This is a genomic window from Nocardia sp. NPDC046763 (genome assembly GCF_040645495.1).
Taxonomy (GTDB): domain Bacteria; phylum Actinomycetota; class Actinomycetes; order Mycobacteriales; family Mycobacteriaceae; genus Nocardia.
This window is the reverse complement of record NZ_JBEYYI010000011.1, coordinates 47,790-59,465: the sequence shown is the minus strand read 5'-3', so window position 1 is coordinate 59,465 and position 11,676 is coordinate 47,790. Positions and strand designations below refer to the sequence as shown.

Annotated in this window: 14 protein-coding genes; 5 read left to right on the top strand and 9 right to left on the bottom strand. The window is 67.9% G+C overall.

What is annotated here, in order from left to right; all coding sequences use genetic code 11:
- Nucleotides 1-11: 11 nt before the first annotated feature.
- On the bottom strand, nucleotides 12-527 hold the full coding sequence (locus ABZ909_RS19495; protein ID WP_357001348.1) for a helix-turn-helix domain-containing protein: 516 nt from the start codon (nucleotides 525-527) through the stop codon (nucleotides 12-14).
- A gap of 223 nt (nucleotides 528-750) precedes the next feature.
- On the opposite strand from ABZ909_RS19495, the gene ABZ909_RS19490 reads away from it, so the two are divergent.
- A complete protein-coding gene (locus ABZ909_RS19490) occupies nucleotides 751-1,149 on the top strand; it encodes an ester cyclase (protein WP_357001345.1) in 399 nt (132 codons plus the stop codon).
- Here ABZ909_RS19490 and ABZ909_RS19485 read toward each other — a convergent pair.
- A complete protein-coding gene (locus ABZ909_RS19485) occupies nucleotides 1,146-1,952 on the bottom strand; it encodes a DUF1460 domain-containing protein (protein WP_357001343.1) in 807 nt (268 codons plus the stop codon). The two genes, ABZ909_RS19490 and ABZ909_RS19485, sit on opposite strands and share 4 nt — an antisense overlap.
- A 101-nt stretch (nucleotides 1,953-2,053) precedes the next feature.
- On the opposite strand from ABZ909_RS19485, the gene ABZ909_RS19480 reads away from it, so the two are divergent.
- Nucleotides 2,054-2,797 (top strand): methyltransferase domain-containing protein, encoded by a 744-nt coding sequence (locus tag ABZ909_RS19480; RefSeq protein WP_357001341.1) that lies wholly within the window; start codon nucleotides 2,054-2,056, stop codon nucleotides 2,795-2,797.
- 27 nt (nucleotides 2,798-2,824) lie between these two features.
- On the opposite strand, the gene ABZ909_RS19475 is transcribed toward ABZ909_RS19480, so the two are convergent.
- Nucleotides 2,825-3,403, bottom strand: a complete 579-nt coding sequence (locus ABZ909_RS19475; protein WP_357001339.1) for a TetR/AcrR family transcriptional regulator — start codon at nucleotides 3,401-3,403, stop codon at nucleotides 2,825-2,827.
- A gap of 155 nt (nucleotides 3,404-3,558) precedes the next feature.
- Between ABZ909_RS19475 and ABZ909_RS19470 the strand changes: the two genes are divergently transcribed.
- Nucleotides 3,559-4,833, top strand: coding sequence for a cytochrome P450 (locus ABZ909_RS19470; protein ID WP_357001335.1), 1,275 nt, complete (start codon nucleotides 3,559-3,561; stop codon nucleotides 4,831-4,833).
- On the opposite strand, the gene ABZ909_RS19465 is transcribed toward ABZ909_RS19470, so the two are convergent.
- Nucleotides 4,817-5,458, bottom strand: a complete 642-nt coding sequence (locus ABZ909_RS19465) for a cysteine hydrolase (RefSeq protein ID WP_357001333.1) — start codon at nucleotides 5,456-5,458, stop codon at nucleotides 4,817-4,819. The genes ABZ909_RS19470 and ABZ909_RS19465 overlap by 17 nt on opposite strands.
- Before the next feature lie 7 nt (nucleotides 5,459-5,465).
- Nucleotides 5,466-5,792, bottom strand: coding sequence for a hypothetical protein (locus ABZ909_RS19460; protein ID WP_213557582.1), 327 nt, complete (start codon nucleotides 5,790-5,792; stop codon nucleotides 5,466-5,468).
- Nucleotides 5,793-5,861: 69 nt separating this feature from the next.
- Between ABZ909_RS19460 and ABZ909_RS19455 the strand changes: the two genes are divergently transcribed.
- Nucleotides 5,862-6,200 (top strand): helix-turn-helix domain-containing protein, encoded by a 339-nt coding sequence (locus tag ABZ909_RS19455; RefSeq protein ID WP_357001329.1) that lies wholly within the window; start codon nucleotides 5,862-5,864, stop codon nucleotides 6,198-6,200.
- Nucleotides 6,201-6,221: 21 nt separating this feature from the next.
- Here the strand turns inward: ABZ909_RS19455 and ABZ909_RS19450 are convergent, their stop codons facing one another.
- The 3 genes from ABZ909_RS19450 to ABZ909_RS19440 all read right to left on the bottom strand — a co-directional run bounded on the left by ABZ909_RS19450 (nucleotide 6,222) and on the right by ABZ909_RS19440 (nucleotide 8,813).
- Nucleotides 6,222-6,398, bottom strand: a complete 177-nt coding sequence (locus tag ABZ909_RS19450) for a hypothetical protein (RefSeq protein WP_357001326.1) — start codon at nucleotides 6,396-6,398, stop codon at nucleotides 6,222-6,224.
- A gap of 90 nt (nucleotides 6,399-6,488) precedes the next feature.
- On the bottom strand, nucleotides 6,489-7,775 hold the full coding sequence (locus tag ABZ909_RS19445; RefSeq protein WP_357001324.1) for a glycosyltransferase 87 family protein: 1,287 nt from the start codon (nucleotides 7,773-7,775) through the stop codon (nucleotides 6,489-6,491).
- 168 nt (nucleotides 7,776-7,943) lie between these two features.
- Complete coding sequence (locus ABZ909_RS19440) at nucleotides 7,944-8,813, bottom strand: LysR family transcriptional regulator (RefSeq protein ID WP_357001322.1); 870 nt, start codon at nucleotides 8,811-8,813, stop codon at nucleotides 7,944-7,946.
- Nucleotides 8,814-8,896: 83 nt separating this feature from the next.
- Between ABZ909_RS19440 and ABZ909_RS19435 the strand changes: the two genes are divergently transcribed.
- Nucleotides 8,897-9,904 (top strand): bile acid:sodium symporter family protein, encoded by a 1,008-nt coding sequence (locus tag ABZ909_RS19435; RefSeq protein ID WP_357001320.1) that lies wholly within the window; start codon nucleotides 8,897-8,899, stop codon nucleotides 9,902-9,904.
- A gap of 4 nt (nucleotides 9,905-9,908) precedes the next feature.
- Here the strand turns inward: ABZ909_RS19435 and ABZ909_RS19430 are convergent, their stop codons facing one another.
- A complete protein-coding gene (locus tag ABZ909_RS19430) occupies nucleotides 9,909-11,300 on the bottom strand; it encodes a nucleobase:cation symporter-2 family protein (RefSeq protein WP_357001317.1) in 1,392 nt (463 codons plus the stop codon).
- Nucleotides 11,301-11,676 lie beyond the last annotated feature (376 nt).

Here is an 11,676-nt window from a genome sequence, read left to right as displayed (position 1 = left end):
GGCGAAGGCGCTCAGTGGGATCGGGGTCGTAGCCCATCGAGGATGATCCCGGCGATTCGCGCCGAGCTGGACTGAGCGCCGGCATGCCGGATCGCGGCGAAGGCGCCCGCGACCAGTGCCATCACCTCGTCGACCGTGACGTCCTGCCGCACGGCACCTGCGGTGCGCGCCCGCTCGAGCAGATCGCCGACATGGCGGGTGAGATCCGCCGCCACCTCCGGTGCGGCCATCCGCAGGTCGAATTCGGCGGCGGCGAGTGCGCTCTTGACCGTCGCATTTTCGACGCCGTTGGCCATCATCAGCGACAGCAGCGTGAATAGTGCTGCGGGGTCTTCCGATGTCGCCAGCACCGCTGCCTCGGCCACCAGTTGTTCGATCTGATCGATCGAGACGGCGAGATACAGCGCCTCTTTGGTGGGAAAGTGCCGATGGACCGTACCGGGGCCCACCCCCGCGCGCCGGGCGATTTCATCGAGCGAGACGCCGAGCCCTTCCTGAGCGAACAGCTGCTGCGCGGTGCGCAGCACGCGTTCTCGATTGCGACGCGCATCGGCGCGCAGCTCGCGGTCGCGACCTCGCGTGGCCGATACATCGGACGGAATACGTTGGGACGGTTGGTGTGACATGTCGGCTCCAGGATAACCGGGTCGCCGCCCCGTATACTGATCGAATAAGCGGGGCGGCGCACCGATTATTCGGATGTGTTGCCGCTCATCGTGTTCCGATCCACTGCCCTGGGAGGGTGGAACCATGACCACACTGGACGCCGGTGCCGTCGTACGGCAGATGCAGGAGTGCTTCAACACCCGGCAGTTCGACCGAGCGGCTGACCTGCACACGCCGGACTGCTTCAGTCATCCGCTCGGCACCACCGGTTTCGAGGCGGGAAAGAGTGCCTGGCGCAGTCTTGTTGCCCAATTCCCCGACATCCGTGTCGTTGCCGAAGATGTACTGGTCGACGGCGACCGCGTGGCCGTTCGCTCGTCCATCGAAGGAATCCCGGTCCCTGGCAATGGCCCGGAACCGATGATGATCGAGATCTTTCGCCTCGACAATGGACGGATCGCGGAGAACTGGGCGCTTGGGCAGGGAATGCCGTACAGCGCGGAAACCTTGGCCGAGGTTCCGGTCGAGACTGACCGGGACTAGTTCGGGCGCAGCACGACCAGGCCCGGGACCGTGGTGAGGTACTGGGTCAGGGGGGTGTCGACGACCTGGTCGTTGCCGGCGAGGGAGGAGGCGTTACGGAACATCGGCCCGTTCGGGGTGCTGATGAAGATGCCGACGTGGGAGACGTCGAGGCCGGCGTCGGGGGTGTAGGCGCCGAGGTAGTCGCCGGTGTGGAGGGCGGTGATGACGGCGTTGTCGAAGGAGCCGGCGGGGATGTAGGTGATGTCGCGGTCCACCACCGGGATGCCCGGAAGATAGTTGCCGCCACCGGCTTTCGCGTTGAGGTGCTTGGTGACGGTGACCGCGGCCGGGGTGAGGGTCGGCGTGATGTCGGTGGCCGCGATGCGGTTGACGGCGGCCCAGTCGGTGAAGAAGTGCTTGCGGCGGGTGAATTCGACCTGGCCGTCGGCGTAGCGGGTGGCCACCAGGTTCTGGATGAAGTCGGCGCGGGTGGTGGAGCGGCTCAGGGCCTCCACGTAGTCGAGGTAGGTGAAGCAGTCGACGCGGCGGAAGTCGATGACCAGCTGCTCGGGCCGGGTGGCGGAGCCGATCAGCATGTTCGCGCCGTAGGGGGTGCCGAGGAAGCGGCTGGAGAGCTGGGCGATGGCGTCGGTCCGGTTGCCTGTGATCGAGTTGCGCAGGGCGAGCAGGTCGTCCAGCTGCTGCGAGGTGGCCCCGTCGAGCGCCGGGTCGGCCGGGGTGGCCATGGCCTGGGAGGGCGGCAGGGCCAGCGCGGAGACGAGCGTGACCAGCAGCAGCAGGATTCGGGTGACCGTGCGCAAAACCCCTCCATCGGAACGAGACGTGCAGATCGAACCTAACAGCCGATTCCTGTCCCAGACAATCCTTTCGCCGCGCCGATTACCTGCGTAAGCTGCGCGGCATGATCGCGACCAAGTCGCCGCAGCAGCGCATCGCGGAATTGCTCCTCCCCGAATCTACCGTCGTCCACGGATACCTCGATGTGCTCGGGGCGGAGACGCCGCCGGCCAAGGGCATCGGTCAGGCGGCCATGCGGGTGCCGCTGATCTCCCGCGTCTACGAACCCATCTGGCGCGAGTTCTTCCGGCTCGCCATGGGACGCAATGCGGTCGGCGTGCGCCGGGAGAAACAGCGGGCGGTGGACTCGCTCGGGATTACCGAGGGCGCGCTGGTGCTCGATGTCGGTTGCGGGCCGGGGCTGTTCACCAGGGCTTTCGGTCGGGCGGCGGGGGATTCGGGCCTGGCCGTCGGGCTCGATGCCTCGGAGTCCATGCTGGCGGAGGCGGCGCGCACCAATGCGGTTGGACCGGTTGGTTTTGTGCGTGGCGATGCGGGCCACCTGCCCTTCGCCGACGGCGCCTTCGACGCCGTGGCCTGCTTCTTCGCGCTGCACTTCTTTCCCGACGCCGAGGGCGCCCGGGCCGAGATCGCCCGGGTGGCCAGGCCGGGCGGGCGGATCGCGGTGACCGCGCTGGCCCACCCGCCGATGCTCGACTTCCCACTCTTCCGCGGCGTGACCGGCATCGGGGGCGCGCGCAGCCTCGGCTACCACGTCGTGCCGGACGTCCTCACCGCCGCGGACTGCGAGGTGACCGTCCGGAAGTCTTCCGGCGCGGTGCAATTCGTGACGGCCGTCAAGCGCTGAGCCACATCCTGATCCTGAACTGTCAGGTCAGCCGAGCAGCGTTGGAATCAGGCTCGCCGCGAAATCGTGGATACGCTGCGGCGGAAAGACTTCGGGTGCGGCCAGCACCAGCCGTCCCGCCTCCCAGAACAGCGCGAACAGGGTGCGGGCGGTGAGCTCCACATCCACCGCCGCCCGCCGCTCGGCCGGAACCGCCTCGCGCACGAAGGTTTCCAGCGCCGCGATGAACGCCTGCCGCCCCCGCTCCAGCCGGCGCCGGAAGGTCGGAGTGCTCGAATCGACCAGCTGGAAAACCGCCCGCCACCGATCCGGCGCGGCCTGCACCGCGGTGAGGAAGCGTTCGAGGCTCTCGGTGGCGGCGCGGCCCGGATCCCCGGCGGATGCCAGTGGCACCGCGGTTGCCAGCTCCGCGAGGGCCGCGGTCTCCTCGCGGTCCAGGGAGGCGCGCAGCAGCGCATCGGAATCCTCGAACAGGCCGTAGATGACCGGCCGGCTGACCCCGGCCGCGCGGGCCACGGAGTCGATGGACACCTTGTGAATGCCCTCCTCGACAATGACCCGCAGCACCGCGTCGAGGAGCTGCTCCCGTCGCTGCTCGGGTGCCATCCGCGGTGCGTAGGCCCGGTTTCGGCGCTCGGCCACGGTTCACCTCTCTGCTTCGGAGCTGCCTTGACATCTGGATCTGCCGCGCAAATACTACAGTCACTGTAGTTACAGTTACTGTAGCTTTTGTCGGCCCGGCGGACCTCTAGGCGGTATCCATGACCACAGCGCACTCCCCGTCCACTCCCGGGTTCTTCGCCGGGCTGCTGGATCCGGCGAATCGGGCCGATCCGTATCCGCTGTACGACCGCATGCGCGAGCACGGGCCGGTGCGGCTCGGGGGTGGGCCGGTGGTGGTGCTGACGTCGTATCGGGATTGTGCGGCGGTGCTGCGGCATTCGGGGGCGGTGGTGGAGCGGCGGCATGCGTCGTTGCCGCTGGGGCCGACGCCGACCTACGATCTCGCGGGGGAACGGGCCGGGGAGTTGCTGGGGACCATGTCGTTCCTGTTCCGGGACGCGCCCGATCACACGCGGTTGCGGCGGCTGGTGGCCAAGGCGTTCACGCCGGCGGTGGTGCGGGGGATGGCGCCGCGGATCACCGCGATCGCGGACGCCGCCCTCGATCGGGCCGCCGAGCGTGGGCGGCTGGATGTGGTGGCGGATCTCGCGTATCCGCTGCCGATCACGGTGATCTGCGAACTGCTCGGGGTGCCGATCGAGGACGAACCGCGGCTGCGGGAGTGGTCGTCCATGCTGGCTCGCACCCTCGACCCGGTGTCGGGGACCGCCACCTCCGGCCGGCCCGACCCGGTCGAACTGGTGCGGGCCAACAACGAATTGCACTCCTACTTCGAACAATTGGCGCGCGAGCGGCGTCGGCGGCCCGGGGGCGATCTGCTGTCCGCGCTCATCGCCGCCGAGGACTCCGGCGACGCGCTGTCCCACGAGGAGCTCATCGCGACCTGCGGGCTGCTGCTGATCGCCGGGCACGAGACCACGGTGAACCTCATCGCCAATGCCACCCTGGCGCTGCTCGGCCACCGTCATCACCTGGCCATTCTGTGCACCGCAGGGGCTTTCGCGGGGCCGGTGATCGAGGAGACCCTGCGCTACGACCCGCCGGTGCAACTGGTTCCGCGCATCGCTCGCGACCCGATTGCCCTGCCGGGCATCGAGATCGCGGCCGGCGACATGATCGCCATGCTGCTCGCCGCCGCCAACCGCGATCCGGAGGTCTTCGCGAATCCGGGCCGCTTCGACCCGGCCCGCGAGAACCGGCACCTGGCCTTCGGTCTCGGCCAGCACTTCTGCCTGGGCGCTCCGCTGGCCCGGCTGGAGGCCGATATAGCCCTCACCCGATTCGCGCGGCGCGTGCGCGAACCCGGGCTCGACTGCGAGCGTCCGCTGTACCGGGAACATGTCACGCTACGCGGACCCGCCGCGATCCCGTTGTCCTACACCGAGATTCTGCCCGCTAGCGGCGATTCATGAGCGCGCTGAGGGCAGCGGTGTCCGTGGTGCGGGAACCGCCCGCGAAGGCCAGTCCGGCCAGCGAGCGTTCGGCCGCCTCGGCATGGCCCGCGCCGCAGGCGTCGGTCACCACGATGGGCAGGTAACCCAGGTCGGTGGCGTGGCGCACCGTGGGTTCGATGCCGACCTCCATGGCGATGCCTGCCACCGCGAACGCGCCGATCCCCAAGTCCCGCAGGGCGATATCGAGCGGCGTCCCGGCGAATGCCGACATGGCGATCTTGTCGAAGACGACCTCGTCGGGACCCGGGGACAGCTCGGGCACCAACTGGTACTGCGGCGAGCCCTGCGCGAAGGCGGCCCGCACCTCGGCCGGATCGTCCACGTGCTGCCACTCCATGGCGGTGCGCAACTGCGAAATCCCCGCCGCGGCTGGAGGAATCGACATGTGCCGGGTGTAGAAGACGCGGAAACCGTTCGCCCGCGCCGCATCCCGCAACTGCACGCAGGACTTCACAATGCTCTCGCCGTCGGGCAGCTGCCCCACGATGCCGGCCTGCATGTCGTAGATCAGCAGCGCCATCCGCTCCGGATGGCAGGCGTCCTCGACGGTCTGCGGAATGGTCAGGCCGTAGGCTTGTCGCATGACGGCCTCACCGGGTGCGGTCGTAGGGTTCCGCGACATCCACCGAGGCGTCCATCAGCGCCTCGATCGGCAGCGGGGCCGTGACCGGCACATACGTCCACTCCAGGAACCCCTTCTTGGTGAGTGGGAAGTCGTTCACGTACCGCTGCGCCTCCTCGACGCTGTCGACCTCGAACACGATGACCACCCCCGGCTCGTCGGCGCGGGCATAGTTCTCCCGCACAATGCCCGCCTTCCACAGCCGCCACACATTGGCGACCTCCTCGGGCAGATACGGGGTAATGGTCTCCAGCGTGACGCCGGGCTTGAATCGATCGAATGTAATGACCTTCATGAGAATTCATGAAAGTCCGATGATTACAGTGTTACAAGAACGCACTTTTCGGTAAGTACCGGAGGCGAGATGCCAGCGAAGCGCTACCACTGCCCGGTCGAGGTGACCGTCGATCTGATCGGGGGGAAATGGAAGGCGGTCATTCTGGCGCACCTCAAGGAGGGGGTGCGGCGGTATGGGGAGTTGCGGCGGCTCATGCCGGACACCAGCGAGAAGATGCTGGTTCAGCAGTTGCGGGAGCTGGAATCCGATGGGCTGGTGCGGCGCACGGTGTTTCCCGCTGTCCCGCCGCAGGTGGAGTACGACCTCACCGACGAGGGGTGGACTCTGGTCCCGGTGCTGACCGCGCTCTACGAGTGGGGTGAGAAGCGGAGCGCGCGAACGGGTCTCGTCATCGAGACGCCGTGACGCGCCCCGCGTCCGGGTTCGTCAGGCGGCGCGGTCGGTGCGCTCCGTGTGGTCCGGTCCGATTCCGTCCGCCTCGCACTGCGCCCGGTGCATGGCGCACCGGTACTTCGGTCCCGGCTTGATGAAGGCGGGGTCCAGCCGCTGGGCGAAGGTGAGGTTGTCACGCCGCCAGCAATCGATGCACACCGGCTCGTTCATGGCGTCCTCCTCGGGTCATCGCTCGCGAAAGGTATGCGCGAGAGGGATTCCCATCTCTGGCCTGATTCGGATATACCCTCGGCCACTCTTCTATAACGGATGCGGCCAAATAGCCGACCGGTCGGTTGTATATCCGCGGTCGGGGGAGTGCCGGAGGCACGCGATCAGGCCGCCCAGGATGACCGCGTACACGATGACATAGCAGTTCAGCAGGATCTGCGAGATCGGCCAGGATGGCGGGAACAGGAACCAGCCGACCACCACCCAGCGATCGGTCCAGTGGTAGGCCCACGCGCCGGTGGTCAGGTACAGGAAACCGGCCGCCGACCACCAACGCGGTTCGGACGCGGCACGGTTGATCAGGTAGACGAACAGCGGCAGGAACCAGACCCAGTGGTGGTTCCAGGAGAACGGGGAGACCGCGCACGAGGTCAAGCCCGCGGTGGTCACGGTGAGCAGCTTCTCGCCGCGGTTGTAGAGCGCCGCCGCGAGCAGCAGGCCGCCGACCGCGACCGGGACGGCGATCAGCAGCCACAGCCACTGCGGCACTTGATGGCCCGAGAGATGGGCGATCGCGCCCCGCAGCGACTGATTGGCCGGTTGAGTGTCGGGGGCGATGCGGTCCGACTGGAAGAACGTCTTGGTCCAGTACTGCTTCGAATCGGATGGGAGGACGGCGCCGGCGACCAGGATCGTCATGACGAAGGTGGTCGCGGCCACCACGGCCGCCCGCCACTGCCGCAGCACCAGGAACTGCGCCACGAAATACAGCGGCACCAGTTTGATGCCCGCGGCCAGCCCGACACCCACGCCGCGCAATCGGCTGCCCTCCGGGCGCGAGAAATCCCAGAGGATCAACGCCATCAGGACGAGATTGATCTGGCCGTAGTAGAGAGTGGTGCGCACCGGCTCCAGGAACATGCCCGTCGCCGCCAGCAGGGCGCTGATCCCGGCGAGCCGCCAGGTGAGGCGGTGGCCGAGTACGCGCCAGCACAGCAGGACACAGCCGTAGAGCACGCAAATGTTCAGTGCCAGCCAAGAATTCGTGACGTAGCCCCATGGCACCATCAGGATCGGCAGGAACATCAGCGTGGAGAACGGCGTGTAGGTGTAGGACAGGCCGCGATGTGTCGTCTCGGTGTAGAGCGGATGGTCGTGGTAGATCTTCCACGCGCCGTCCCGGTAGACGTGGACGTCGAAGCCGCCCGCCAGAAAACCCACCTGGTCCAGCCACGGATCCACCGTCATGAAGATCAGCACCAGCGACAGCACCGCGCCGAAGGCCAGTACGATCAGCGTCGTCCTGCGCCACGCCGGTGGTGGCCCACCGGAATCCGCAATGGCAGTACCGTCATTCGTTCTTGCACCGATCAACACCAAACCCACCTCGGATGTGCGATACACACTGCCGGGCTCGAGAAATGCTGAACACGAACGCTTCAGCCCGCCCGCCTCGACGCTGCCGGCCATCGGCCGGCCGATCCGCGCTCTGCGTAGCGCGAATTCGGATTCTCAGCACCCTACCGCCCAAAGCGGGCGGTGCGGTCACATGCCCGACCGTGTGGTCTGTAGTGATAGGCGGCGCGCATTGGCGATGATGGCGTCGGCCAGCGCCTGCTCCGGATCCGCCAGGCGGGTGCGGCGGTGCATGAGAACGAAATCCAGTTCCCCCAATTCGGGCAGCCGGGGGTCGGTGAGCGGGACCAGCCCATCGGGCAGCACACCCGCCGCGTGCGCGATCACCCCGAGTCCGGCCAGAGCAGCCGCCCGCAGTCCGAGCAGGCTGTCGCTGACGCAGGCGACCCGGCAGGTGCGGCCCGCGTGCTCGAGCGCGCGCAACGCCTGCTGCCGCGTCAGACTCGGCTCCGGATAGGTGACGAACGGCACAGGATCTTCGAATTCCGTTGTGGCCGAAGGCCCCGCCCACACCAGACGGTCCCGCCACAGCAGCGTGCCGCGCCGCTCGCCCGGCAGCCGCTTGCCGAAGACCAGGTCGAGTTCGCCCGCGGCCATGCGAGATTTGAGGGTCTCGCTCAGGCCGACGGTGAGCTCGAGATCCACGCCGGGATGGGTGCGCTGGAACTCCACCAGGATGTCGGGGAGCGCGTGGGCCATCAGATCGTCGGACGCGCCCAGGCGGACCAGGCCGGTGAGGGCGGAACCGGAGAAGTAGGCCTGGGCCTGGGCTTGCGCGGCGAGGATGGCGCGGGCGAAGCCGATCATGGCCGCGCCGTCGGCCGTGAGCGCCAGATTTCGGGTGTCGCGGCGGAACAGCTCCCGCCCGGCGGCCTGTTCCAGCCGGGCGATATGACCGCTCACGGTGGACTGGCGCAGGCCCAGCTGACGGCCCGCGGCGGTGAAGCCGCCGGCCCGCTCCACGGCCAGGAAGGTGCGCAGCAACTCGGGTTCGAACATGCCGGTAATTATCACGTATCTCGATGAGAGATATCGGATCGAACGACTATCGCGATCAGCATCCACGCTCCTACCGTCGAAACGTGCAGCTCCTCGCCAAACTCCGCATCGACTCCTTCATGCTGGGAATCCTGGCCGCCGTCGCGCTGGCCGCCCTGCTGCCCGCGCGCGGCGAAGCGGCCGAGGTACTGGACTGGGCCACCAAGATCGCCATCGCGGTGCTGTTCCTGCTCTACGGCGCCCGCCTGGAACCCCGCGAGGCCCTGGCCGGACTGCGGCACTGGCGACTCCACTCCGGAGTGCTGGCAGCCACTTTTGTGATCTTCCCGCTGCTGGGCCTGGCCCTGCGGGTGCTGGTGCCGAGCGTGCTCACCCCGGACCTCTACACCGGCGTGCTGTTCCTGTGCCTGGTGCCCTCGACGGTGCAGTCCTCCATCGCCTTCACCTCGATGGCCCGGGGCAACGTGGCCGGCGCGGTGGTGAGCGCCTCGCTGTCGAATCTGATCGGCGTCTTCGCGACCCCGCTGCTCGTGATGGCTTGCATGAATACGACGGCGGGCGTGCATGTTTCACCGTCGGCGGTGCTCGCCATCGTGGTCCAGCTACTGCTGCCGTTCCTGGCCGGGCAGCTGCTGCGCCCCCGCCTGGGCTGGGTGCTCGGCCATCCGGCCGCCACTAGGACGGTGGATCGCGGCTCGGTCTACCTCGTCGTCTACGCGGCGTTCAGTGCCGGTGTGACAGCTGGCATCTGGCACGATCTGCCGGCCCGCGTGCTGGTGTCCACGGTGCTGGTCCTCGCGGCCCTGCTGGCCACCGTGCTGGCCGTCACCTCACTGGGTGGCCGCCTGCTCGGCTTCTCCCACGCGGACCGCATCGTGCTGACCTTCTGCGGCTCCAAGAAGAGCCTCGCCACCGGCCTGCCCATGGCCTCGGTGCTCTTCGCGGGGCATCCGGTCGGCCTGATCGTGTTGCCGCTCATGATCTTCCACCAGATCCAGCTCTTCACCTGCGCGGCCCTGGCTCAGCGTTATGCCCGCCGGGCGGACCCGGTGGCAGCCGAGTTGCCCAGCGGTGCAGTGGAACCGGTGTGAGCGGTCAGTGCGCCTCGTTCACCGGCGTGCGGGTTCTGCTCGCACCCCAGTGATTGAAGACCAGATTGAGCACGAAGACCACGATCACGGCCGAGGTGATCGGGCTGCCCGCGATCATCTGGAAGTCGGCCGGGAACTTGGTGTAGATGTTCGGGGCCACCGCCGGCAGCAGCGCCACCGACAGCGTGACCGCGATGATCAGCATATTGCTGGTGCCCTCGAACTGGACCTTGTGCAGCACCCGCAGCCCGACCGCGGTGACCATGGCGAACATGACCGTGGCGGCGCCGCCGATCACCGGACCCGGCAGCGCCGCGACCACACTGCCGACCTTGGGCACCAGCCCCAGCGCCACCAGCATGCCGCCGCAGGCCGCGACCACCCAGCGGCTGCGCACGCCGGTCAGCCCGACCAGGCCGACATTCTCGGCGAAGGCGGTGTCGGGGAAGGAGTTCATGAATCCGGCCAGCACCGCGGAGAGTCCGTCGGCGGCCAGGCCGCGTCCCAGATCCGCGGGCTCGAGCTGCTTGTCGACCATTTCGGCGACGGCGACCATATCGGCGGTGGACTCGGTGAAGGTCACCAGCATGACCACGCACATGGAGATGATCGCGCCGAGATGGAACTCGGGTGCCCCGAAGATGAACGGCCGCGAGATCGCGAACCAGCCCGAGGACCCGACCGCCGACATGTCGACCAGATGCATGGGCACCGCCACCAGCGTGCCGATCACGACACTGATCAGCACGGCCAGCTGGGCGATCAGCCCGCGGGCGAACCGGTGGATCACCACGATCAGCGCGATCACCAGCCCGGCCAGCGCGATATGCGAAACCTGGCCGTAGTCGGCCGCTTTCGGGTCATCGCCGGCGATCAGCCCGGCGTCCGCCCCGATCAGCGACAGCCCGATCACACAGATCACGCAGCCCGACACCAGCGGCGGGAAGAACCGCACCACCTTGGCGAAGAAGCGGGCGATGACCAGACCGAACACGCCCGACACGAGGATCGCGCCGTAGACGGTGGGCAGCCCGGCCTCGCCGCCGCCGAACTGCTGCGCGATCAGGATCATGGGCGAGACCACGGTGAAGGTCGCGCCCGCGACGACCGGTAGCCGGACACCGAGGATCCGGCCGATGCCGACCGACTGGATGATGGTGACGATGCCGGAGACCAGCAGATCGGCATTCACCAGCAGGCCGATGGTGTGGGCCGGTAGTTTCAGCGCTCCGCCGACGAGCAGCGGCACCGCGACCGCGCCCGCGTACATGATCGCCAGGTGCTGCAGGCCCAGCAGCGCCAATCGTGGGGGCGGCGGGATTTCGTCGACCGGATGCCGGGGCCCGACGACGCCGATATCGGGTTTACGGGAGGGGCGCGAAAAGCGCATTTGCATGATGCCTCCTGGAACACGTGAACAGCGGCCCGAACAGGCCGCGACCACGACCCGAATGATGGCGCAGGAAATACCTGTCCCGCAGCAGATTGTTCGATTGTCCAGCCGGTTCGGCGCGCCTCCCGGCCGCCTTCGTATTTTCCTACAGAATCCCACGGCCCGCGGCCGTTCGTGTTGACCGAATATCGTGCCGCGACGTAGGTTCGGGACCTCGTAACCCGTGGTCACAGGCAGGAGGCGACCGGATATCCACCAATTCCGACCTGCGTCGTCTCGCCCACCGGACGGTGTGGGTGCCCGGCCGCGTGGCGCACGGCTGCTGAGCCACGACTTTCTCGACGAGCGGAATTAATCCGCCGACACTGGATAGTGCACT